The 21183-nt window shown below is 64.7% G+C and carries 22 protein-coding genes and 1 pseudogene; 11 read left to right on the top strand and 12 right to left on the bottom strand.

Going from position 1 to position 21183, the window contains the following annotated elements:
- The first annotated feature begins 60 nt into the window (after positions 1 to 60).
- The 5 genes from BLV20_RS22545 (at position 61) to BLV20_RS22525 (ending at position 5764) form a co-directional block, all read left to right on the top strand.
- Positions 61 to 1641: a sugar ABC transporter ATP-binding protein gene (locus BLV20_RS22545; RefSeq protein ID WP_092304803.1), complete on the top strand. Its 1581-nt coding sequence runs from the start codon at positions 61 to 63 to the stop codon at positions 1639 to 1641.
- Between the two features lie 70 nt (positions 1642 to 1711).
- The gene (locus BLV20_RS22540; RefSeq protein ID WP_007923642.1) at positions 1712 to 2734 is read left to right on the top strand and encodes an ABC transporter permease; all 1023 of its coding nucleotides are present in this window, start codon (positions 1712 to 1714) and stop codon (positions 2732 to 2734) included.
- Between the two features lie 440 nt (positions 2735 to 3174).
- Positions 3175 to 3579 carry a TraR/DksA family transcriptional regulator gene (locus BLV20_RS22535; RefSeq protein WP_007923643.1) on the top strand — a complete coding sequence of 135 codons (405 nt, stop codon included), beginning with the start codon at positions 3175 to 3177 and terminating at the stop codon, positions 3577 to 3579.
- A gap of 212 nt (positions 3580 to 3791) precedes the next feature.
- Complete coding sequence (locus BLV20_RS22530; protein WP_092304660.1) at positions 3792 to 5414, top strand: methyl-accepting chemotaxis protein; 1623 nt, start codon at positions 3792 to 3794, stop codon at positions 5412 to 5414.
- Between the two features lie 131 nt (positions 5415 to 5545).
- Positions 5546 to 5764 (top strand): hypothetical protein, encoded by a 219-nt coding sequence (locus BLV20_RS22525; RefSeq protein WP_092304659.1) that lies wholly within the window; start codon positions 5546 to 5548, stop codon positions 5762 to 5764.
- On the opposite strand, the gene BLV20_RS22520 is transcribed toward BLV20_RS22525, so the two are convergent.
- The 3 genes from BLV20_RS22520 to BLV20_RS22510 form a co-directional block, all read right to left on the bottom strand.
- Entirely contained in the window at positions 5761 to 6000 is a 240-nt protein-coding gene (locus tag BLV20_RS22520; protein ID WP_092304658.1) for a DUF2789 domain-containing protein, read from the bottom strand. The genes BLV20_RS22525 and BLV20_RS22520 overlap by 4 nt on opposite strands.
- Positions 6001 to 6087: 87 nt before the next feature.
- The gene (locus BLV20_RS22515; RefSeq protein WP_092304657.1) at positions 6088 to 6477 is read right to left on the bottom strand and encodes a hypothetical protein; all 390 of its coding nucleotides are present in this window, start codon (positions 6475 to 6477) and stop codon (positions 6088 to 6090) included.
- 65 nt (positions 6478 to 6542) lie between these two features.
- Positions 6543 to 6773, bottom strand: coding sequence for a hypothetical protein (locus tag BLV20_RS22510; protein WP_092304656.1), 231 nt, complete (start codon positions 6771 to 6773; stop codon positions 6543 to 6545).
- A 553-nt stretch (positions 6774 to 7326) separates the two neighbouring features.
- Here BLV20_RS22510 and BLV20_RS22505 point away from each other — a divergent pair.
- From BLV20_RS22505 to BLV20_RS22495, 3 genes are all read left to right on the top strand, one after another.
- Complete coding sequence (locus tag BLV20_RS22505) at positions 7327 to 7776, top strand: hypothetical protein (RefSeq protein ID WP_092304655.1); 450 nt, start codon at positions 7327 to 7329, stop codon at positions 7774 to 7776.
- Positions 7773 to 7970, top strand: a complete 198-nt coding sequence (locus tag BLV20_RS22500) for a hypothetical protein (protein ID WP_092304654.1) — start codon at positions 7773 to 7775, stop codon at positions 7968 to 7970. Before BLV20_RS22505 ends, BLV20_RS22500 begins: the two co-directional genes overlap by 4 nt.
- Before the next feature lie 231 nt (positions 7971 to 8201).
- Positions 8202 to 9218 (top strand): ABC transporter substrate-binding protein, encoded by a 1017-nt coding sequence (locus tag BLV20_RS22495; protein WP_092304653.1) that lies wholly within the window; start codon positions 8202 to 8204, stop codon positions 9216 to 9218.
- Positions 9219 to 9321: 103 nt separating this feature from the next.
- On the opposite strand, the gene BLV20_RS22490 is transcribed toward BLV20_RS22495, so the two are convergent.
- Both BLV20_RS22490 and BLV20_RS22485 read right to left on the bottom strand, forming a co-directional pair.
- Entirely contained in the window at positions 9322 to 11454 is a 2133-nt protein-coding gene (locus BLV20_RS22490; protein ID WP_092304652.1) for a TonB-dependent receptor, read from the bottom strand.
- Positions 11455 to 11640: 186 nt separating this feature from the next.
- Positions 11641 to 12033 (bottom strand): DUF2946 domain-containing protein, encoded by a 393-nt coding sequence (locus tag BLV20_RS22485; protein ID WP_092304651.1) that lies wholly within the window; start codon positions 12031 to 12033, stop codon positions 11641 to 11643.
- Between the two features lie 97 nt (positions 12034 to 12130).
- Between BLV20_RS22485 and BLV20_RS22480 the strand changes: the two genes are divergently transcribed.
- Positions 12131 to 12568, top strand: a complete 438-nt coding sequence (locus BLV20_RS22480; protein ID WP_092304650.1) for a DUF3995 domain-containing protein — start codon at positions 12131 to 12133, stop codon at positions 12566 to 12568.
- Between the two features lie 135 nt (positions 12569 to 12703).
- On the opposite strand, the gene BLV20_RS22475 is transcribed toward BLV20_RS22480, so the two are convergent.
- From BLV20_RS22475 to BLV20_RS22450, 6 genes are read right to left on the bottom strand one after another with little or no spacing between them, the layout of a single operon-like run.
- Positions 12704 to 13072: a Na+/H+ antiporter subunit G gene (locus BLV20_RS22475; RefSeq protein WP_092304649.1), complete on the bottom strand. Its 369-nt coding sequence runs from the start codon at positions 13070 to 13072 to the stop codon at positions 12704 to 12706.
- The gene (locus tag BLV20_RS22470; RefSeq protein WP_009043397.1) at positions 13069 to 13347 is read right to left on the bottom strand and encodes a K+/H+ antiporter subunit F; all 279 of its coding nucleotides are present in this window, start codon (positions 13345 to 13347) and stop codon (positions 13069 to 13071) included. Before BLV20_RS22470 ends, BLV20_RS22475 begins: the two co-directional genes overlap by 4 nt.
- On the bottom strand, positions 13344 to 13832 hold the full coding sequence (locus BLV20_RS22465; protein ID WP_092304648.1) for a Na+/H+ antiporter subunit E: 489 nt from the start codon (positions 13830 to 13832) through the stop codon (positions 13344 to 13346). Before BLV20_RS22465 ends, BLV20_RS22470 begins: the two co-directional genes overlap by 4 nt.
- Positions 13829 to 15514 carry a monovalent cation/H+ antiporter subunit D gene (locus tag BLV20_RS22460; protein WP_092304647.1) on the bottom strand — a complete coding sequence of 562 codons (1686 nt, stop codon included), beginning with the start codon at positions 15512 to 15514 and terminating at the stop codon, positions 13829 to 13831. The genes BLV20_RS22465 and BLV20_RS22460 overlap by 4 nt, the downstream gene beginning before the upstream one ends.
- Positions 15511 to 15855, bottom strand: a complete 345-nt coding sequence (locus tag BLV20_RS22455; RefSeq protein WP_003202835.1) for a Na+/H+ antiporter subunit C — start codon at positions 15853 to 15855, stop codon at positions 15511 to 15513. The genes BLV20_RS22460 and BLV20_RS22455 overlap by 4 nt, the downstream gene beginning before the upstream one ends.
- Positions 15855 to 18773: a monovalent cation/H+ antiporter subunit A gene (locus BLV20_RS22450; RefSeq protein WP_092304646.1), complete on the bottom strand. Its 2919-nt coding sequence runs from the start codon at positions 18771 to 18773 to the stop codon at positions 15855 to 15857. Before BLV20_RS22450 ends, BLV20_RS22455 begins: the two co-directional genes overlap by 1 nt.
- A 244-nt stretch (positions 18774 to 19017) precedes the next feature.
- Here BLV20_RS22450 and BLV20_RS22445 point away from each other — a divergent pair, with 244 nt between their 5' ends.
- Positions 19018 to 19464: a hypothetical protein gene (locus BLV20_RS22445; RefSeq protein ID WP_092304645.1), complete on the top strand. Its 447-nt coding sequence runs from the start codon at positions 19018 to 19020 to the stop codon at positions 19462 to 19464.
- Between the two features lie 65 nt (positions 19465 to 19529).
- Here BLV20_RS22445 and BLV20_RS22440 read toward each other — a convergent pair.
- Positions 19530 to 20547: pseudogene (locus BLV20_RS22440) on the bottom strand (DMT family transporter).
- 15 nt (positions 20548 to 20562) lie between these two features.
- Between BLV20_RS22440 and BLV20_RS22435 the strand changes: the two are divergent.
- Positions 20563 to 21126: a helix-turn-helix domain-containing protein gene (locus BLV20_RS22435; RefSeq protein ID WP_092304802.1), complete on the top strand. Its 564-nt coding sequence runs from the start codon at positions 20563 to 20565 to the stop codon at positions 21124 to 21126.
- The last annotated feature ends 57 nt before the right edge of the window (positions 21127 to 21183 follow it).

The raw sequence follows: 21183 nt of genomic DNA, 5'->3' as shown, positions 1-21183 counted from the left end.
CCATCAACAACAATAAGCCGGCGGGGCGGCCCAGCTGCCCCGCGGATGGAGTACCTGATCATGTTCGCTTCAGCGACTGCTTCGAGCATCCCGACGGCGGCTGCGCAGCCCGCCGCCCAGTCTGCCCAGCCCGTGTCCGAGCAGCAGCCTTATCTGCTGGAAGTCATCAACGTCAGCAAGGGCTTTCCCGGGGTCGTGGCCTTGTCCGATGTGCAGCTGCGGGTACGTCCCGGCACGGTGCTGGCGCTGATGGGGGAGAACGGCGCGGGCAAGTCGACCCTGATGAAAATCATCGCCGGGATCTACCAGCCGGACGCCGGCGAGCTGCGGCTCAAGGGCCAGCGGGTGAATTTCGAGACGCCGCTGGCGGCGCTGCAGGCGGGGATCGCGATGATCCACCAGGAACTCAACCTGATGCCGCACATGAGCATCGCCGAGAATATCTGGATCGGCCGCGAACAGCTCAACGGCCTGCACATGATTGATCACCGCGAGATGCACCGCTGCACCGCGCTGCTGCTGGAGCGCCTGCGCATCAACCTCGACCCCGAAGAGCAGGTGGGCAACCTGAGCATCGCCGAGCGGCAGATGGTGGAGATCGCCAAGGCGGTGTCCTACGACTCCGACATCCTGATCATGGACGAACCGACCTCGGCCATTACCGAGAAAGAGGTGGCGCACCTGTTCTCGATCATCGCCGACCTCAAGGCCCAGGGTAAGGGCATCATCTATATCACCCACAAGATGAACGAAGTGTTCGCCATCGCCGATGAGGTGGCGGTGTTCCGCGACGGCGCCTACATCGGCCTGCAACGGGCCGACAGCATGGACGGCGACAGCCTGATTTCGATGATGGTCGGCCGCGAACTGAGCCAGCTGTTCCCGGTGCGCGAGAAACCTATCGGCGAGCTGCTGCTGTCGGTGCGCGACCTGCGCCTGGACGGCGTGTTTGACGGCGTGTCCTTCGACCTGCACGCCGGGGAAATTCTCGGCATCGCCGGGCTGATGGGCTCGGGCCGCACCAACGTGGCCGAGACGATTTTCGGCATTACCCCCAGCGACGGCGGCGAGATCCGCCTCGACGGCCAGCCGGTGCGCATCAGCGACCCGCACATGGCCATCGACAAGGGCTTTGCCCTGCTCACCGAGGACCGCAAGCTCAGCGGCCTGTTTCCCTGCCTGTCGGTCCTGGAAAACATGGAGATGGCGGTGCTGCCGCACTACGCCGGCAACGGTTTCATCCAACAGAAGGCCCTGCGCGCGCTGTGCGAGGACATGTGCAAGAAGCTGCGGGTCAAGACCCCGTCCCTGGAGCAGTGCATCGACACCCTGTCCGGTGGCAACCAGCAGAAGGCCTTGCTCGCGCGCTGGCTGATGACCAACCCGCGGGTGCTGATCCTCGACGAGCCGACCCGCGGTATCGACGTCGGCGCCAAGGCCGAGATCTACCGGCTGATCGCCTACCTCGCCGGCGAAGGCATGGCGGTGATCATGATTTCCTCGGAGCTGCCGGAAGTGCTGGGCATGAGCGACCGGGTCATGGTCATGCACGAGGGCGAGCTGATGGGCACCCTCGACCGCAGCGAAGCGACCCAGGAGCGGGTCATGCAGCTGGCGTCCGGGATGTCGGCGGTCCACTAGTTTTTAAACGCATGACGGCCGGCGGCGAGGGCTGTGCGCCACCGGTCATACAAGAAAAAGGTGAAGGCTTATGAACGCGATACTGGAAAACAAACCCGCGGCGGCGCCCGCCAGGACGCGTCGGCGCCTGCCCACCGAACTGAGCATTTTCCTGGTGCTGATCGGCATCGGCCTGGTGTTCGAGCTGTTCGGCTGGATCGTGCGCGACCAGAGCTTCCTGATGAACTCCCAGCGCCTGGTGCTGATGATTTTGCAGGTGTCGATCATCGGCCTGCTGGCCATCGGCGTGACCCAGGTGATTATCACCACCGGCATCGACCTGTCGTCCGGCTCGGTGCTGGCGTTGTCGGCGATGATCGCCGCGAGCCTGGCACAGACCTCGGATTTCACCCGCGCGGTGTTTCCGTCGTTGACCGACCTGCCGGTGTGGATCCCGGTGGTGGCCGGGCTGGGGGTAGGGCTGCTGGCGGGGGCGATCAACGGCAGCATCATCGCCATTACCGGCATCCCGCCCTTTATCGCCACCCTCGGCATGATGGTTTCGGCACGCGGCCTGGCGCGCTATTACACCGAAGGCCAGCCGATCAGCATGCTTTCCGATTCCTACACGGCGATCGGCCACGGCGCGATGCCGGTGATCATCTTCCTGGTGGTGGCGGTGATCTTCCATATCGCCCTGCGCTACACCAAGTACGGCAAGTACACCTACGCGATCGGCGGCAACATGCAGGCGGCGCGCACCTCGGGGATCAACGTCAAGCGCCACCTGGTGATCGTCTACAGCATCGCCGGGCTGCTGGCGGGGCTGGCCGGGGTGGTGGCCTCGGCACGGGCGGCGACCGGGCAGGCGGGCATGGGCATGTCCTACGAACTGGACGCCATTGCCGCGGCGGTGATCGGCGGCACCAGCCTGGCCGGCGGCGTGGGGCGCATCACCGGCACCGTGATCGGCGCGCTGATCCTCGGGGTGATGGCCAGCGGTTTCACCTTCGTCGGCGTCGATGCCTACATCCAGGACATCATCAAGGGCCTGATCATCGTGGTGGCGGTGGTCATCGACCAGTACCGCAACAAACGCAAGCTCAAGCGCTGATCGGCTGTTCCGTAGGAGCGAGGCTTGCCCGCGATGGGCGTCAACGATAACGCTTAGCGTCTGATGCACCGCGGCGTATTGGCGATTATCGCGAGCAAGCTTCGCTCCTACAGAAGCCCAGCACCACGGCAGCGGCAGGTCTTTTTCGGGCCTGCCGCTGCCGTTTGTCTTCTAAAAGACCCCGCCTGATTGAATTTCTTGTTATAAACGCACTCCGATTACCGCCGCCAAAGCCAGCCCTGGCGGGCTTTCAGGGCTTGTCGGACAAATTCAATGTCATTTCAGTTGCTGAGGCCTCAAACCGGCCTTAGACTGCCGCCCCTCGTAAATTGAGTGCCGGGTGGCGCTTGGAATGTATGGCGCCTTTCCGATGCCCCGAAAGGGGGCACGGAAAACAGCTTTAATTCGCCTTAATGCACGTATTTTTTATAGAGAAATCAATGACAAAGGAAAAGTTGCTGGCCATGCCGGCGGATGACTACATGAACGCCGAGCAGCTGGCTTTTTTCACTGAGCTGTTGCAGGCCATGAAGGTCGAAACCCACGAGCGCATCGAACAGAACCGAATCGCCATTGAGAGCCTGGACACCCCGGCCGACCCTGCCGACGCGGCTTCCGTAGAGGAAGAGCGCACCTGGCTGGTCAACGCTATCGATCGCGACCAGCGCATGCTGCCGCAGCTGGAGCAGGCCCTGGGCCGTATCGGCGACGACAGCTTCGGCTGGTGCGACGACAGCGGCGAGCCGATTGGCCTCAAGCGCCTGCTGATCAGCCCGACCACCAAGTACTGCATCGAAGCTCAGGAACGTCACGAGCAGATCGACAAGCACCAGCGTCAGGCCTGATCGCCAAGACTTCCCCCTCGCGGGCAAGCCCCATCCCCTGGTCGCCATGCACCGGGATGGCAGGCTTGCCCGCGAGTCGTTTGTGGGCGCCCTGAAAGCCCCGCGCATTTCTATTGATCTGCTGCAAACCTGCTACTAATGGACCATGGATAATGGCCTTTTAGTGGCGTTAAATGCCCAGCAAATAATTAGAAAAGCGTGGGGTAATCCAGATGATGCAAGACGGATCTTTGCCGGCTGCCATTGCGCAACCACTGCCTGTAGTCCAAAACACCCGGCGCTGGCAGGTTCCAGCCCTGCAAGGCAGCGCCTTGCTGCTGATGTTGTATGCCCTGTCCCAGGGGCTGCTTTCCTTTTACCTCGCCGTACCGCTGATGTTGCTGATTGTCTGGTTGCCGTGCCTGGCCGCGCCCAAGGCCGCAGCGCCGGACAGCAGCGTCGATAATGGCGAGATCGCCGCGCTGACTCGCGACCTGTCCTACAGCACCAGCCATAACGCGCTGTCGGCCGCCGGCGTGGCCTATTCGGTCCGGCAGTTGGCCGGGCGGGTGCAGTCGCAACTGGACTCGGCGGCGCGCATCGTCAGCAGCGCCGAAGCGATGATCCACACTGAACAACTGGCCGCGCAGCTCAGCCAACAGGCCCTGAGCGCCGCCAGCGAAGCCCACCGCAGCAGCGCCGAAGGCAGCACGGTGCTGGGCGAGTCCATCGCGCGCATGCACCGCCTCAGCCAAAGCGCGAACGACAGCCGCCAATTGATCGAAGCCTTGAGCCAGCGCAGCGAAGACATCCAGCGGGTGGCGCTGGTGATCCAGTCGATCGCCAGCCAGACCAACTTGCTGGCGCTGAATGCCGCCATCGAGGCGGCGCGGGCCGGGGAGCATGGCCGCGGGTTCGCCGTGGTGGCCGACGAAGTGCGCGGCCTGGCCGGGCGCACGGCGATCGCCACCGATGAAGTCGGGGTGATGGTCGGCGATATCCAGCAACGCACGGCCCAGGTGGTGGAGCAGATCCGCCAGCTGTCCAGCGACCTGAACACCGGGGTCGAGCAGGTCGAGTACACCGGCCAGCATCTGCAGAACATCGCCCGGCTGGCAGCCGGCGTGGAAAGCCAGGTCGGCGAGATCGCTCGCGGCGCCGAGACCAATCGCCAGCAGCTGGACAGCCTGTTCCATGCCGTGGAGCAGGTGCGCGGCGATCTGGCGGTGAGCGACCAGCAGACCCGCAGCCTGGCCGAGGCGGCGGTGCAGATGGAAGGGCAGGCGGAAATCATCAGCGAGCGCCTGGCGGCCGTCGGCCTGGATGACTATCACCAACGCGTCTACGACCTGGCCCGCGAAGGCGCCCGGCGCATTGCCGAGCAATTCGAGGCGGATCTTGCGGCCAATCGCATCAGCCTCGACGACCTGTTCGACCGCAGCTACCAGCCGATTGCCAATACCCAGCCGGTGAAGTACCAGACTCGTTTCGACCGCTACGCCGACCAGGTGCTGCCGGCGATCCAGGAGCCTTTGCTGGCCCGGCATGAAGGCCTGGTGTTCGCCATCGCCTGCACGCCCCAGGGTTATGTGCCGACCCACAACAAGGCGTTCTCGCAACCGTTGACCGGCGATCCGCAGGTGGACACCTTGCACAACCGCACCAAGCGCAAGTTCGAGGACCGCACCGGCATCCGCTGCGGCAGCCACCAGCAGCCGCTATTGCTGCAAACCTATACCCGCGATACCGGCGAGCTGATGCACGACCTGTCGGTGCCGATCATGGTCAAGGGCCGGCATTGGGGTGGCCTGCGCCTGGGCTACAAACCCGAACAGGCCGCCGCCGCGCGCGGTTAAGCGCATGCGGGCCGGGCATTGTTACCGGCGCTGCAACGAAGCTGTGCAGGGGATGGCTTTTTCCCAGCAGTGGAACTCATTAGTATGGCGATCATTGTTAGCTAGCTAACTAGTTACCAGGAGAAGTCCTCATGCAAAGCAAAGTCGATGTCGCAGTGATGATTGGTAGCGGTGTACCGGCCACCTTTCGCGCGGTCGGGCTGAATGTGTGCTGGGTCGTGCTGGTCAATGGCGAGCGCCGTGGCGCGGCCTTCGCCAGCCGGGACGAGGCCCTGGAATGCCAGGCGTCCTGGCTGGCCCAGCTGGCGCTGGACAAGGCCGGGCATCCGGCATTTAGCCGTTCGGCTTAACGACGCTGGTGCAAGCGCAGGTTGAGTTCGTCGACCACCCGCGCCCAGTCGGCATCTTCGCGCAATTCTTCCTTGAGAAAGGCCGCTTGCTGGGGCGTCCAGAAGTCGGCATCGATCATCCGCACGTCGTCGGGCAGCGGCGAATGCTGTTCGATAAAGGCGTCGATGGCCGTGGGGCTGGAGTCCAGGCCGAGCTGATCGAACAGCCCTTTGAGGTCGTGGGTCGGCGAGTCCATGGTGGTCTCCTTGCAGGTGGGCGATCCAGGCGTTGTCTTGTATCTGAAACGCACGGCGGCCAGGAGTTCGATCGGTTTGCCGGGGGCTCAGGCTTCGCTGCCGATCAAGGCGTTTTCCGCCTGGAACAGCGCCACCTGGGCCATCGACAAGGCGCTGCTGGCGGCCTGGGCCTGGGCCCTGGCGGCGGACAATGCCTGCATGTGCGCGTCGGTGAAGCGATGTCGGGCGGCGCTTTGCACCATCGCCAGGCGTTCGTTGGCCTTGCGCAGCCGCTGCTGCAATTGCTCGATCTGTTTGCGCAGCATCTTCGCGCGTTTCTTCTTGGCGTCGAGCACGCCGTCGGGTGCGGCCTGGACCGCCCGGGTGATGGGCGTGCGCAGGTCCAGCGGATCGCTTGCCGGGCTGTCGCTGGCCGAGCCCGGCAGGCCGGGCTCGGCCAGGGAAAGGCGGCGGGCAGGGGGATTGAGGTCGATCATCTTGGCGCTCTTTGCATGAAGGCTCGCCAATGTATCGGTCGGGCGGGGCAATCCTTTACCAGGGCTCAGAGGTTCAGGGCGCCCTGGTCGACGGCCAGCTTGAGGGCGCGGGCCGCGTCCTTGGCGGCGGCTTCGGCCAGTTCCGCGGTCTTGAACCAGCGGTCCCTTTCCACCTGGTGGCAGCGCACGGTGCGCAGCGGTGGCTTGGCGCGCATCACGATCACGGCCTGGAACTCGCCTTCGACGTCGCGGGCCTCGCCATGAATGAAAAACTCGCCTATATCGAATTCCGTCACGTGCGACTTCCCCTGGAAATTATGCTGGTGAGGCCTGGCAGGTGGCTGGCTTCAAGTCGCGGCAGTATGGCAGTTGTTGCCCGTCGATGGCTGAGTTAAGTCACGCCAGTGGCGGCGCGGCACGCTGCAGGAGGTTTTTTTCAACGATTTGCTGTTGCATGGGTTGGTCTGAATACACAAAGTTGCTCTAGAATTGCCCAAGTAGTCGGAGATTGATGTTTACCTGCAGCACTCCCGTCCCATGAACGGTGACGAAAGGATCGCGAAGTTATCCGGTCAACAGTGAGTGCGCAGCTTTCTCGGCGGGTCGGAACCACTTTCTTCAGCGCTTGATGCGGGCCAAACGGTCCGGTAGTCCTTCCGCATGTCTTTGGAAGGGGGCTCCGGTGTTTGCGCCTACGCGTTGGCGGGTGTGACTTTTTCGGCTTGTTTCAAGTTTTTCATGTGGAGTGACGGCGCCGGCTCGGCCGCCTTTTTCTGCTGTCCGGCGTTTACGCGGGCAGAGTCATTTTTCAGTTTCGGGGACCTTTCCTTGGCAGTAAGTAATCTTGATATGCATGCTTTGTTCGTTTTGGGCGATTTGCGCGCAAAACTGGTCAAACAGTTCCAGTCACGTTTCGTCTACATCACCGAACAGACGCCGGAAGGCATTTACGTCGCCGAAATCGATACCGAGACGGCGATGGTCGTGGACGACAAGCCGCGCCTGGAGCTTAAAGTCGGCGATCATTTTCGCGCCGCGGTCCTGCCCAGCCGGGAAGGCGGCAAGTTCGAAATCCGCTTTCGCGAGATCAAGCTGACCGTCTACGGCCTGGGCGAATATGCTTTTGTCAGCACCGCCGACGGCCACGCCATCCTGTTCAAGGAAGGCCACAGCGTGGTGACGGTGTTCGCCGCCCACCAGCAATTGCAGGAAGGCCTGACCAAGACCCTGAAAGCCGTGACCGGCAAGGCCGCCAAATGGCGCAAGGGTGAACTGGTGAGCTTCAAGGCCAGCGAGTGAGCCGCGCCGAATTCCACCAGCAGCACCTTCCGCGCGCCCGCGCCGAGGCCCAGCGCCTGTTCGCGCAAAAGGCCGTGCTGCAAGGGGCCTGGCTGGGCTGGGTGGCCTCGCAGCTGTATGTCCTGAAGCCGGCGGAGTACGCCAGCATGGTGCGCCGCGAGTTGCAGCAGCTGCAGGAGCAGGGCGAAAACTGAAGTGCCCCCTCGAAAGTAGGAACCTCTACTACAGTCAGATGACTTAATAGGTTCTGAACGAAAAGTGGCTGCGCGCTGTACGCCTTTGGCGCTACGCAGGCCATGCTGGGTTAAAAACAGGCTTGCCTGACCTTCGCTTACCGACTTTTCGTACAGATCCTGTCAGCGGCTGGCGGCCCTGGGCTGCGAGGCCATCCTGCAACGCTGCGAACAGCAAAAGGGGCACCAGGCATGAAAGGACTGCGGACACTATTGGGCGGCGCGCTGCTCGGCTTCGGTATTTTGCTGGCACCGGCCGGCGCCTCGGCGGCGCAGGCGCCGATCCACTTCGCCGACCTGAACTGGGAAAGCGGCAGCCTGATCACCGATATCCTGCGCATCATCGTCGAGAAGGGCTACGGCCTGCCGACCGACACCTTGCCGGGCACCACCATCACCCTGGAAACCGCGCTGGCCAACAACGATATCCAGGTCATCGGCGAAGAGTGGGCCGGACGCAGCCCGGTGTGGGTCAAGGCCGAAGCCGAGGGCAAGGTAATGGCCCTGGGCGACACGGTGAAAGGCGCGACCGAAGGCTGGTGGGTGCCGGAATACGTGGTCAAGGGCGACCCGGCCAAGGGCATCAAGCCCATGGCGCCGGGGCTGCGCAGCGTCGCCGACCTGAAACGCTACAAGGACGTGTTCAAGGACCCGGAAAGCCCGGGCAAGGGGCGTTTTCTCAACAGCCCCATCGGCTGGACCTCGGAAGTGGTGAACAAGCAGAAACTCAAGGCCTACGGCCTGACCGACAGCTATGTGAATTTTCGCAGCGGGTCCGGCGCGGCGCTGGACGCCGAGATTACTTCATCGATCCGCCGTGGCCAGCCGATCCTGTTCTACTACTGGTCGCCGACCCCTTTGCTTGGCCGCTTCAAACTGATCCAGCTGGAAGAGCCACCGTTCGATGCCGAGGCCTGGAAAACCCTGACCGACCCCGACCATCCCAATCCGCGACCCACGCGTTCACTGGCCTCGAAGCTGTCCATCGGCGTGTCCGCGCCGTTCCAGAAGCAATACCCACAGATCACCGAGTTCTTCAGCAAGGTCGACTTGCCGATCGAGTCGCTGAACAAGGCATTGGCCGAGATGAGCGAGAAGCACACGCCGCCGCGGGAGGCGGCGCGGGCGTTCCTCAAGGCGCATCCGCAAGTGTGGCGGGCGTGGCTGCCCGGGGATGTGGCGGACAAGGTCAGCGCGAGTCTGGATTGAAGAAACCGTGGTGAGGTTGGGATCGCTATCGCGGGCAAGCTCCGCTCCTACAGAAGGCCAAACGATGCGTCTCCTGTAGGAGCGAGGCTTGCCCGCGATGCGTCTAGAAGCGGCTCTGCACCGCCAGCTCGAAGGTCCGCGGCGTACCCAGGTAATAAGCCGGCGAGGCATGGACGAATTCGGCGTAGACCTCGTTGGTCAGGTTGCGCACGCGTCCGGTGATTGCCGTGTGGCTGTCGAGCTTGTAGGTCAGGAAGGTGCCGTACAGGGTGTAGGACGGCACGGTCATGGTATTGGCCGTGTCGGCGTACACCGCCGCTACATAGCGCGCATCGACCCCGGCCTGCCACTGCGGCGCCAGGTCATAGGTCAGCCATAGGTTGCCGACCCGGTCCGGCACGTTGGTCGGGGTATTGCCCTTGCGTGACACCACCACGCCCGCGGCGTTCTTTTCGGTGAACTCGTCGTACTGCGCATCGACCCAGGCGAAATTGCCCTCCAGCAATAGCTTCGGCGTGACCCATAGCGAGCTGGCCACTTCGATGCCCTTGGAGGTCTGTTGGCCCACCGGGATGCTCAGGGTCGGGTCCAGCGGGTCGGTCACCGCGAAGTCCTTGCGCTCGATGCGGTAGGCGGCCAGGGTCGCCGAGCCGCGGCCGTCCAGGTAATCGAACTTGCTGCCCACCTCCCATTGCTTGCCCGTGGAGACGTCGAAGTCCTGGGTGCCGTTGGGCTGCTCGGCGGCGGTGCTGTACTGCACATAGACGTTGGCGCTGGGCAGGAACTGGTAGGTCAGGCCGACCCGGCCGGTGACCGGCTCCCAGCTGCGCTTGAGGTGCCGCGGGTTGCTCGGCGTTACCTGGCGGTGGTTGGTCACGTCCAGCTCGATGTGGTCGTAGCGCAGGCCAGTGAGCAGCGCCAGCTGGTCGGTCAGGGCCAGGCGATTCTCGACGAACAGCGCCTGGGTGGTGGCCTCGTTGGTCTTGTCGGCGACAAAGCCCTGGCGGGTGCCCGGCAGGTCGTAGAAATGCCCCGGCTGGTAGTCGTTCGGATCGACGCTGTTGGCCGCCTTGACGTTCAGCGGCGAGTTGGTGGTGCGGTTGACCTTGTACTCGAAACCGCCGGACCAGGTGCTGTCCAGGCCGAAGATCGAGCTGTCGTGGCGCAGCTCGAACTGGTTGCCGTTCTGCTTGCCCTGATGCCGCACCTGATAGGCCGTGGAGCGGTTCACCGCGCTGTTGTCGGCGTTGTACTGGTAGGTCTCCAGGTTGCGGTAGTCGCGCTGGCTGTCCAGGTGGTAGAGGGTGTTGCGCAGGCTGGTGCTGTCGTTGATCCGGTAGTCGACGATCGAGCGTACCCAGATCGTGCGCTGTTCGTAGCGGCCGTCCTCGACGTTGTAGTTGTTGAAGCGGTTGTGCTTGTCGATTTTCAGCTCGCCGGCCTTGGGGTTGAGCACCGGGGTGCCCCAGTACGGGCTGTCCTCGTGTTCGTCCTGGTACTCCAGGGCCAGGGTGTGGGACAGGTCCGGCGTCAGGTCGCTGAGCAGGGAAAACGCCAGGCTCCAGGCGTCGCGTTGCTGGCGGTCGATGTAGCCGTTGCTGGTGTTGTGGCTGACGTCGAGGCGGGCGTAGTGCTGCACCTGGTCGCCAGCCTCGCTGAGGGCGTGGTTGAGGCCGAAGGCGGTTTGCGTGGTGTCGTAGCTGCCGTAGCTGACCTGGCCCTCGATGGCCCGTTCCTGGCGGTCGGCCAGCTTGGTCACGTAGTTCAGCGAGCCACCCACCGAGCCTGCGCCATTGACCAGCGATGAAGGCCCGCCGAGCAGCTCGACCCGGTCATAGATCCACGAGTCCACCGGCCGCGCCAGGCCGCCGGAAACGTTGACGCCGTTGAACATCTGGGTGATCTGGCTGCTGGTGAAACCACGGTACGAGACAAAGCCGCCGAACCCCGGCGGGGCGCTGGCGTTGACCCCGGGCAGGGTGTTGGCGGCGTCCTGGAAGTTCTGCGCGCCGCGCCGCTCGATATCGTTGCGGTTGGCCACGGCCACCGAGGCCGGGGTTTCGCGCACGCTCAGGCCCAGGCGCGAGGCCATGCCGCTGGGCTGGTCGAGGGCCAGGCCGGGTTCGACGGGTTGCTCGCCGTCGATGGTGATCGGTGCCAGGTCGAGGCTGGATTGCGCCCAGGCGCTGACGGACAGGCAGCCGCACAGGCTGGCCAGCAGGGGAATGTGTTTCATCGGTAGATCCTGAATGCTTGGCTAGGAAGCAGCCCACAGCTCAGGGTCCGTACGAAAAATCGGCGAGCGAAGGTCAGGCGAGCCTGCTTTTAACACGGCATGGCCTGCATAGCGCGACGGTGCTTTCCGTACAGACCCTGACGCCGTGCATTGGCACGGGGCGGGCTGATGGCAAGGGTGAAAGACTCAGGCGAAGGCGGGCGGCGCTCGCGGGTGGGCCGCGGGCCAGGTGAAGCGGGCGGGGATGTCAGCGTTGGAGCGCGGCGCCAGTGGCGGGCTGTGGTGCTGCGGCAGGATCGCCAGGGTCAGGCTGGAGTTAAACGCCGGGCCCATGCCGCCGGTGGAGCACAGCGGGCAACCGAAGGCCTTGGACAGGGTTGGCAGCGATTCGTCGACAGGGCTGTTCGAGGAGGCGGGCGCCTGGGTGCGCGGGTCCACCGTACAGAACTGGCCGCCAATGCCATTGAGCTGCTGGCCGACCATCTGCCCATGGCCGATGCTGCAGGCAAATACGTTGAACAGGACGCAGCAATAGAGCATCCAGGCAACGAGCGAGCGATCGGTTTGGGCGAGTTTCATGGGGCGGCACTTTACCATCGCAGGCGACGAACGTACTTACAAAAACGCGCGAGCGGGTCCATTCTTCAGCAACATTTTTTGCCATGGATGTTTGCATATGAATGTTTTGATCGCGCAGTGGATGGCGGCATCCTTCCTGCTGATCAGCCTGGTCCACCTGTACTGGGCCGCCGGCGGCAAGCGCGGCAGCGAGGCGGTGATCCCCCAGGTGCCGGGCAGGACGCCGGGCGAGCTGGAGCCGGCCTTCAAGCCTTCGGGTTTCGCCACCTTGCTGGTGGCGGTGGGCTTGCTGCTGGTCGCCATGCTGGTGTGCCTGCGGGTGGGCCTCTACCTGCCGACGGTGAGCCACCCGGCGCTGCAATGGGTGATCAGCGCGATAGCCTTGCTGATGTTCGCCCGGGCCGTGGGCGACTCGAATCTGGTGGGTTTCTTCAAGGAGGCCAGCGGCTCGCGGTTCGCCCGGCTGGACACGCTGTTCTATTCACCGCTGTGCGTGGTGCTGGGGGCGGGGTTGCTGGTGGTGGCCTGGAACTGAGCAAAAGCTTCGCGGGCAAGCCTCGCTCCTACAAAAGCCGCGTTGTTCCTGTCATCGAGAACGATGCGATCCTTGTAGGAGCGAGCGGGCGGCGATTCGACTTGCCCGCGATGGCCCGTTGAGACTCCGCTGAACTCAACTTCCACTCTCACTGCGCCGGCTGCTGACCTCCGCCGGTACGTCGTGGCCGGCCATGCGCTTGCGAAACAGCGCCGCCCGCGCCAGCAGTAGGGTGGTCACCGGCACGGTGATCGACAGCAGGATCGGGATCAGCCAGGCGTGCAGCACCGGCCCCGACTTCATCCCCGAGAAATACAGGATCGACGCCAGGGCCACGCACCAGGCGCCCAGGGTCGAGGCCAGGGCCGGCGGGTGCATGCGCTGGAAATAATCCTTCATGCGCAGCAAGCCCAGGGCGCCGATCAGCGCGAAGGTGCTGCCGAGCACCAGCAGGATCGCCACCGGCACCTCGATCCATAACGACAGTCCAGTAACGGAATTCATTCGATGACCTCGCCGCGCAGGAGGAATTTGGCCAGGGCGAAGGAGCCGACGAAGCCGAACAGGGCGATCAGCAGCGCCGCCTCGAAATAGGTGTCGCTGGCGTAGCGGATGCCCAGCACCAGCATCATCAGCATCGCCAGGATGTACAGGTAATCCAGCGCCAGGACCCGGTCCTGGGCTGAGGGGCCCTTGAACAGCCGGACCAGGGTCAGGACCATGGCCACGGAAAACAGGAACAGGCTGAACAGGATCGCATTGGCGAGCAGGGCACTCATTCGAAGATCTCCATCAACGGGCGCTCGTAGGTTGCCTTGAAGTGCTGGATGAACGCGGCTTCATCGTCCAGATCGAACACATGCAGCAGCAGGATGCTGCGGTCCAGGGACAGCTCGGACCACACCGTGCCCGGCACCACCGTGGTGATGGTCGAGAGCGCGGCCAGGCCGTTGGCGTCGCGCAGCTCCAGCGGCACCTTGACGAAGCGCGAGCGCGGCGGACGACGCCCGGCATTGAGTACGCCCCAGGCCACGGCCAGGTTCGACAGCAGCACATCGCGGCCGACCACCAGGAGCAGGCGCAGGATGGTCGCCGGGCGGCGGATGCGGATCGGCAACGGCCGCAACGGCCGCATCATCAGCGGCGCGCAGAACCCCAGGAGCGCGCCGAGCAGCAGGTTGCCGGGGCTGACGGACAGGTTCAGCAGCAGCCACAGCAGCCACAGCGCCAGCGACAGCCAGGGAGCCGGGAACAGGCGCTTCATGGCTGCACCTCCTGCAATGCCGCCTGGGCCTCGGGGCTGGGAATCGCCCGGGTGCCGAGCACGGCCATCACGTATTGTTGCGGGTCGTTGAGGCTGTCGGCGGCGGCCTGGGTAAAGCGCAGCAGCGGTTCGGCCTTGACGGTCAGCAGCATGCACAGCCCGAGCAGGGCGATGATCGGCACGCATTCGAAGCGCCGCAGCAGCGGCGACGGCCGCTCTTGCGGGGTCCAGAAACGCTGGATGCCCAGGCGCGAAAAGGCGATCAGCGACGCCAGCCCGGAAAGAACCAGCAAGGCCAGCAGGCCCCAGCCAGCGCTCGACAGCGGCGCCTCGCTGGCCTGGCCCAACCCCAGCGGGTCAAGCAGGGCGCCGATCAGGCTCAGCTTGCCGATGAACCCCGACAGCGGTGGCATGCCGACGATCAGCAGCGCGCAGGCAATGAAGCTCAGGCCGAGGAAGGCCATGGTCCAGGGAATCACCTGGCCGACCACGGCCTTCTGTTCGTCGTCGAGGTTGGTGCCCGGTGGCGGTTGCAGCGATTCCATGGGCCGGGGCAGGGCCTCGGCCTCATCGTCCAGGGGGATTTCATTGGCCGAGCGCGAGCGCTCGATCAGCTCGGCGAGCAAGAACAGCGCACTCAGGGCCAGGGTCGAGCTGACCAGGTAGAACAGCGCGCCGGCAACCAGCCGCGGCTGGGCGAAGCCGATTGCCGCCAGGAGGATCCCGGCCGAGACCAGGATGCTCAGGCTGGCCATGCGTTCCAGGCGTTGCGCGGCAAGGATCGCCAGGCCCGCGCAGACGATGGTCGCCATGCCGCCGTAGATCAGCCAGTCGCCGCCGAAGTAGGCCGAGGCCCCGGCCTGGCCGGAGAACAGCAAGGTCCACAGGCGCAGCAGGGTGTAGACGCCGACCTTGGTCATGATCGCGAACATCGCCGCCACCGGCGCGCTGGCCGCGGAATAGGCCGGCACCAGCCAGAAATTCAGCGGCCACATGCCGGCCTTGGCCAGGAACGCGGTGGCGAGGATCGCCGCGCCGGCGTGCAGCAGGCCACGGTCGGCCTCCGGCACCAGCGGGATCTTCAGCGCCAGGTCGGCCATGTTCAGGGTGCCGGTGACGCCGTAGATCATCGCCGCGCCGATCAGGAACAGCGACGAAGCCAGCAGGTTGATCGCCACGTAGTGCAGGCCGGCGGACACCCGTGCACGCCCCGAGCCGTGAAGCATCAGGCCATAGGAGGCGGCGAGCAGCACTTCGAAGAACACGAACAGGTTGAACAGGTCGGCGGTCAGGAAGGCGCCGTACAGGCCCATCAGCTGGATCTGGAACAGCGCATGGAAGCTGGCCCCGGCGCGGTCCCAGCGGGCCATGGCGAACAGCAGGGCGCTGACGCCGATGATTCCGGTAAGCACCAGCAGCAGCGCCGACAGGCGATCGACCACCAGCACGATGCCGAACGGCGCCTGCCAGTTGCCCGGCAGGTACACGCCGACCGAACCGGGCACGCCGGTCTGCTGGGTCCAGCACAACAACAGCACCGAGATGCCCAGGCCGAGCATGCTCGAGAACAGGTTGATCCGGGCCTTGAGCGGGCGGTGTTTCTCGCCGAGCATCAGCATCACCGCGGCAGTCAGCAGCGGCAGCAGGATGGGCGCGACGATCAGGTGCGGCATCAGGCTCATTCCTTGGGCTCCCGGCCGTCCACGTGGTCGGTGCCGGTCAGGCCCCTGGACGCCAGCAGGACCACCAGGAACAGCGCGGTCATGGCGAAGCTGATGACGATCGCCGTGAGCACCAGCGCCTGGGGCAGTGGGTCGGTGTAGTGCAGCAGGTCCTGGGGCACGCCGTCCTTGATGATCGGCTCCTTGCCGATGAACAGGCTGCCCATGCTGAAGATGAACAGGTTGACCCCGTAGGACAGCAGGCACAGGCCCATCACCACCTGGAAGGTCCGTGGCCGCAGCACCAGCCAGACCCCGGAGGCCGCCAGTACACCAATGGCAATTGCGATGACTTCTTCCATCAGGCGGTGGCTCCTGTCTTGGCAAGGGATTTGACGGGGCTCGGCTTGTGCGCCCGCACCGATTGGTGCGCCAGCGCGGTGAGGATCAGCAGGGTCGAACCGACCACCACGGCATACACGCCGATGTCGAAGAACAGCGCGCTGGCGATATGGATATCACCGAGCAGCGGCAGGTGCAGGTGCAGGGTATGGGTGGTCAGGAACGGGTAGCCGAACGCCAGGGCGCCGAGCCCGGTCAGGGTGGCGAACAGCAGGCCGGTGCCCATCCAGCGCAGCGGCCGCAGGCTCATCTGGGCCTCGATCCACTGGGTGCCGGCCACCATGTATTGCAGGATGAACGCCACCGACATCACCAGGCCGGCGACAAAACCGCCGCCCGGCAGGTTGTGGCCGCGCATGAACAGGTAGAACGACACCACCAGGGCGATCGGCAGCAGCAGGCGCACCAGCACCGCCGGCACCATCATGAAACCCAGGGCGGTGTCGCTGGCCTGGCGCGGGTTGACCAGGTCGGTGACCACGTCGGGCGCCAGCAGGCGCTGCTGGGCTGGCAATTGCATGCTTTCCTTCGGCGGGCGGAAGCGTCGCAGCAGGGCGAACACCGTCAGGGCCACGGCCACCAGCACGGTGATCTCGCCCAGGGTGTCGAAGCCGCGGAAGTCCACCAGCATCACATTCACCACATTGCTGCCGCCGCCTTCGGGCAGCGCGCGGCTCAGGTAGAACGAGGAAATGTCGTTGGGGGTCGGGCGGGTCAGCATGGCGTAGGACAGCAGCGCCATGCCGACGCCGACGGCGATCGACAGCAACAGGTCGCGCAGGCGACGGATCCGCGCCTTGGGCACGCTGCCGGGCAGTGGCGAGACCTCCTCGATCCGCCGTGGCAGCCAGCGCAGGCCGAGCAGGATCAGCACTGTGGTCACCACTTCCACCACCAGTTGGGTCAGGGCCAGGTCCGGCGCGGAGAACCAGACGAAGGTCACGCAAGTCATCAGGCCGCAGACGCTGACCATGGTCAGTGCTGCCAGGCGGTGGTACTTGGCTTGCCAGGCGGCGCCCAGGGCGCAGGCGATGGCCAGCAGCCAGAGGGTGACAAAGACGATGGAGCCGGGGATCTTCGGCCGGTCGCCCCAGCTCAGGCTGCTATAGAGCATCGGGATCAGGCCGGCCAGCACCGCCACCAGCACCAGCAGGAACAGCTGGGTCTGCAGGCGCTGGGTGCTGATCCGTCGCTCCAGGCGACGGGCCAGGCGCATCATGCTCACCAGGCTGCGCTCGAACAGGCGCTTGCCGTTGAAGCGGCCGATAAGCGGCGGATAGGCGAAATCACCGCGCACCAGCGGCGCGCGCAGCAACAGGTAGAGCAGGATGCCGCCGGACATGGCGATCAGGCTCATGACCATCGGCGCGTTCAGGCCGTGCCAGATGGCCAGGCTGTACTCCGGCAGTGTGCCGCCGACCACCGGCTGGGCGGCCGCGGCCAGCAGCGGGCCGACCATCTGCGCCGGGAAGATCCCCACCAGCAGGCAGGTGAACACCAGCAGCTCCACCGGCGCGCGCATCCAGCGAGGCGGCTCGTGGGGCGTGTGCGGCAGGTCCTCGGCCGGCTTGCCGAAGAACACATCCACGGTGAAGCGCAGGGAATAGGCGACGCTGAAGGTCCCGGCGATGGTGGCGATCACCGGCAGGGCGGCCTCGACCCAGGCGGTGGAATTGATGAACACGGTCTCGGCGAAGAACATCTCTTTCGACAGGAAGCCGTTGAGCAGCGGCACGCCGGCCATGGACGCGCTGGCGACCATGGCCAGGGTCGCGGTGAACGGCATCAGCTTGATCAGGCCGTTGAGCTTGCGGATATCGCGGGTGCCGCTTTCGTGGTCGATGATGCCGGCGGCCATGAACAGCGAGGCCTTGAAAGTGGCGTGGTTGAGGATATGGAACACCGCGGCCACGGCGGCCAGCGGGCTGTTCAGGCCCAGCAGCAGGGTGATCAGGCCCAGGTGGCTGATGGTCGAGTAGGCCAGCAGGCCCTTGAGGTCGTTCTGGAACATCGCGCAGTAGGCGCCCAGCACCAGGGTGGCGGCACCGGCGCCGCTGACGATCCAGAACCATTCTTCGCTGCCGGACAGCGCGGGCCAGAGGCGGGCGAGGAGGAACACCCCGGCCTTGACCATGGTCGCCGAGTGCAGGTAGGCCGAGACCGGTGTCGGCGCGGCCATGGCGTGGGGCAGCCAGAAGTGGAAGGGGAACTGTGCGCTTTTGCTGAGGGCGCCGATCAGGATCAGCGGCAAGAGAATGGGGTAGAGGGCATGGGCTCGGATGAGATCTCCGGCAGCCAGGACCTGGTCAAGGTCGTAGCTGCCGACCACATGGCCGAGCAGCATCACCCCCGCCAGCAGGCACAAGCCCCCCGCGCCAGTGACCATCAGCGCCATGTAGGCCCCGCGCCGGGCATCGGAGCGGTGGTGCCAGTAACCGATCAGCAGGAAGGAGAACAGGCTGGTCAGTTCCCAGAAGAACACGATCTGGATCAGGTTGCCGGAAATCACCAGGCCGAGCATGGCGCCCATGAAGGCCAGGAAAAACGCGAAGAAGCGCGGCACCGGGTCTTCCGGCGACATGTAGTAGCGCGCATACAGCGACACCAGGGTGCCGATGCCCAGCACCAGCATCGAGAACAGCCAGGCGAAACCGTCCATGCGCAGGACGAAATTCAGGCCGAGGCTAGGCAGCCAGTTGAACTCTTCGCGGATCACTCCGCCATGGGCGATCTGCGGATACAGCGAAGCCACCGCCACGCTGCCGGCCAAGGCGACCAGGCCCGCCAGCAGGGATTCGGTGTTACGTGCGTTGTGCGGCAGCAGGGCCGCCAGACAGCTGCCGATAAAGGGCAGAAGCAGTAGAACTATCAGGGACATAGGCTTCTAATCTGCGGGAAATTGTGATGCATCATACGTGCCAGTCCCCGGATCACCAACCTTGAAGCTGTGGCAGGATCCTACAAAGTGTCTTTGAGCCACGCTCAAGGATGGGTGTAAAAAGCCGGCCTGGGCCAAACGCGTGACAGTTTGGCCGGGCGGGATGACAACGCAGTGCAATGGGCGATGTTATCGTGGCGGCCATTGGCAACGGCTCACTCGAAAGGACGCAGGCAGGCCAGTTATGACCCTCAAGACCTTTACCCTCAAGGCTCTCGCCAGCCTGCTGCTGATGGCCCTCGGCGGCTGGATCGCCTGGCTGTGGCTGACGCTTGCCGGCCCCACTGCCGGCATGAGCCGCTTCAAGACCCTGGAGCCCTTGGCGATCGAGGGACAAGCGTCGGCGGCATTGCCCGTCGGCACTGTGCTGTATCACGACACCAGCTTTGCCGAGGGCCACAGCCGCTATTTGGCGTACTTCTATCACAAGGGCGTCATCGCTCAGGAAGCCTTGCCGAAAGTCTTCTGGCCGGGGCAGGCATCGATCAGCCCCTTGTGGTTGTGGAATATCGATACCGAGCAGGCCTCGGACAAAACAGCGATCACGCGCGAGGACATTGTTGCCGCCGTGCAGGCCGGCCAGTTCTCCCGGCAGGAACTGGCGATCATCGTCGAAGCGTTGCCCCATTAGGCTAGGCACTGTACGAAAAGTGGCTGTGCCGGGCGCCTTCGCTGACTTTTCGTACAGGCCCTGGCTCAGCGTTGCGAGTCCGCGGTCTCATCCAGCCGATCCGCCTCGACCACCTCGCCATTCTTCCCCTTGGTCTTCAGTTCGCTGACGATTACCGCCGCGACGATCAGCGCGCCGCCCAGCAGGGCGAGGGCCGGCAGGCGTTCGCCGGCGATGCGTCCGACCAGCCCGGCCCATACCGGTTCGCCGGCGTAGATCAGGGTGGCGCGGGTTGGCGAGACGCTTTTCTGTGCCCAGTTCATCGCCACCTGGATCGCCGCGCTGGCGGCGCCCAGGCCCAGGGCGCTGGCCAGCAGCAGCCAGGAGAAGTCCGGGATGGCTTCCTGGGTCGGCACCACCATCAGGAATGACAGCACCGAAGTCGCGGCCAGTTGCACCACGGTGACCCGGCGCACATCGACCTGCCCGGCGTAAGTGCTGATCAGGATGATTTCCGCGGCGATGGCCACGGTGCTGATCAGGGTGGCGATTTCTCCCGGGCTGAAATCCAGCGCGGCGCCGCTGGGCCCGGAGAGCAGCATCAGGCCGGTGAAGGCCAGCATGATGCCGATGCTCGGCATCAGCCCCGGGCGCTTGCCCATGAACAGCCATTGCAGCAGCGGTACGAAGGGCACGTACAGCGCGGTGATAAAGGCCGACTGGCTGCTGGGAATGGTTTGCAGGCCCACCGTCTGCAGGCCGTAGCCGAGCATGATGGCGGTGCCGATGAAGACCCCGGCCTTGAGTTCGAACAACGTCAGCCCGCGCAGGCTGCGCAGGGAAAACAGCCCGACGATGCAAGCCGCCGCGGCAAAGCGCAGGCCGACGAAGAACATCGGGCCGCTGACGGTCATGGCGTGCTGCACGGTGAGAAAGGTACCGCCCCAGACCATGGTGATCAGCACCAGCACGCATTCGGCTTTGCTCAGTTTGAGGAAGAAGGAGGAAGGTTTGGAGGAGTTCACCGACGTCATGCCCTTGCGCGCTACCCGGGGCGGCCGCACAATGCGCCGCGAAGTTGGGCAGTATACTGCGCAAATCCATACAGTGAGCAATATAGTGCACAAAGATCCCGGGCAGCGCGCTTCCGTGCTGCAGCATGTCAGTCACAACGTCCGGCGCCTGCGCCACGCCGCCGAGCTGAGCCAGAGCGCCCTGGCGGAAAAGTCCGGGGTCAGCCGGCGCATGCTGGTGGCCATCGAGGCCGGTGAGAAGAATGTCAGCCTCAGCACCCTGGACCGCGTGGCCGAAGCCCTGGACGTGGCTTTCAGCGACCTGATCCAGGCCCCCGATGCCCGCGACCCGAGCCGGATCAACGAGCTGGCCTGGGCCGGTCTGATTCCCGGGAGCAAGGCGGTGTTGCTGGCCAAGGCCAATGCCTGTCGCGAAGTGGAACTGTGGGAGTGGCGCCTGGAGCCGGGCGAGCAATACCTGTCGGAACCGGATGCCGAGGGCTGGAGCGAACAGCTGTATGTCTTCGAGGGCAGCTTGACCCTGGTTCTGGGCGAGCAGGAGCGGCACCTGGACACTGGCGAGTTCTTCATGTTTGCCAGCAACCTGCCGCATGCCTATCGCAACGATGGGGCGGTGGCGGTGCGTTTTGTGCGCAACGTGGTGATCTGAGCACTGTTGCCGGGGCAACAGTGCTTGAACATTTTGCCTGTTTTCGCTTTATGTTCT

The organism is Pseudomonas sp. NFIX28, assembly GCF_900107395.1.
In the GTDB taxonomy this organism is placed as follows: domain Bacteria; phylum Pseudomonadota; class Gammaproteobacteria; order Pseudomonadales; family Pseudomonadaceae; genus Aquipseudomonas.
This window is presented reverse-complemented; position numbering and strand designations above follow the sequence as displayed.

What these genes read in the sequence shown, in the direction of transcription:
- BLV20_RS22535 (WP_007923643.1), top strand. Translation starts at nt 3,175, where the DNA reads ATGACAAAGGAAAAGTTGCTGGCCATGCCGGCGGATGACTACATGAAC.
- BLV20_RS22460 (WP_092304647.1), bottom strand. Translation starts at nt 15,514, where the DNA reads ATGAGCCTGATGCCGCACCTGATCGTCGCGCCCATCCTGCTGCCGCTG.
- BLV20_RS22495 (WP_092304653.1), top strand. Translation starts at nt 8,202, where the DNA reads ATGAAAGGACTGCGGACACTATTGGGCGGCGCGCTGCTCGGCTTCGGT.
- BLV20_RS22470 (WP_009043397.1), bottom strand. Translation starts at nt 13,347, where the DNA reads ATGAGTGCCCTGCTCGCCAATGCGATCCTGTTCAGCCTGTTCCTGTTT.
- BLV20_RS22490 (WP_092304652.1), bottom strand. Translation starts at nt 11,454, where the DNA reads ATGAAACACATTCCCCTGCTGGCCAGCCTGTGCGGCTGCCTGTCCGTC.
- BLV20_RS22515 (WP_092304657.1), bottom strand. Translation starts at nt 6,477, where the DNA reads ATGATCGACCTCAATCCCCCTGCCCGCCGCCTTTCCCTGGCCGAGCCC.
- BLV20_RS22475 (WP_092304649.1), bottom strand. Translation starts at nt 13,072, where the DNA reads ATGAATTCCGTTACTGGACTGTCGTTATGGATCGAGGTGCCGGTGGCG.
- BLV20_RS22450 (WP_092304646.1), bottom strand. Translation starts at nt 18,773, where the DNA reads ATGTCCCTGATAGTTCTACTGCTTCTGCCCTTTATCGGCAGCTGTCTG.
- BLV20_RS22445 (WP_092304645.1), top strand. Translation starts at nt 19,018, where the DNA reads ATGACCCTCAAGACCTTTACCCTCAAGGCTCTCGCCAGCCTGCTGCTG.
- BLV20_RS22455 (WP_003202835.1), bottom strand. Translation starts at nt 15,855, where the DNA reads ATGGAAGAAGTCATCGCAATTGCCATTGGTGTACTGGCGGCCTCCGGG.
- BLV20_RS22520 (WP_092304658.1), bottom strand. Translation starts at nt 6,000, where the DNA reads ATGGACTCGCCGACCCACGACCTCAAAGGGCTGTTCGATCAGCTCGGC.
- BLV20_RS22540 (WP_007923642.1), top strand. Translation starts at nt 1,712, where the DNA reads ATGAACGCGATACTGGAAAACAAACCCGCGGCGGCGCCCGCCAGGACG.
- BLV20_RS22530 (WP_092304660.1), top strand. Translation starts at nt 3,792, where the DNA reads ATGATGCAAGACGGATCTTTGCCGGCTGCCATTGCGCAACCACTGCCT.
- BLV20_RS22545 (WP_092304803.1), top strand. Translation starts at nt 61, where the DNA reads ATGTTCGCTTCAGCGACTGCTTCGAGCATCCCGACGGCGGCTGCGCAG.
- BLV20_RS22465 (WP_092304648.1), bottom strand. Translation starts at nt 13,832, where the DNA reads ATGAAGCGCCTGTTCCCGGCTCCCTGGCTGTCGCTGGCGCTGTGGCTG.
- BLV20_RS22525 (WP_092304659.1), top strand. Translation starts at nt 5,546, where the DNA reads ATGCAAAGCAAAGTCGATGTCGCAGTGATGATTGGTAGCGGTGTACCG.
- BLV20_RS22480 (WP_092304650.1), top strand. Translation starts at nt 12,131, where the DNA reads ATGAATGTTTTGATCGCGCAGTGGATGGCGGCATCCTTCCTGCTGATC.
- BLV20_RS22485 (WP_092304651.1), bottom strand. Translation starts at nt 12,033, where the DNA reads ATGAAACTCGCCCAAACCGATCGCTCGCTCGTTGCCTGGATGCTCTAT.
- BLV20_RS22505 (WP_092304655.1), top strand. Translation starts at nt 7,327, where the DNA reads ATGCATGCTTTGTTCGTTTTGGGCGATTTGCGCGCAAAACTGGTCAAA.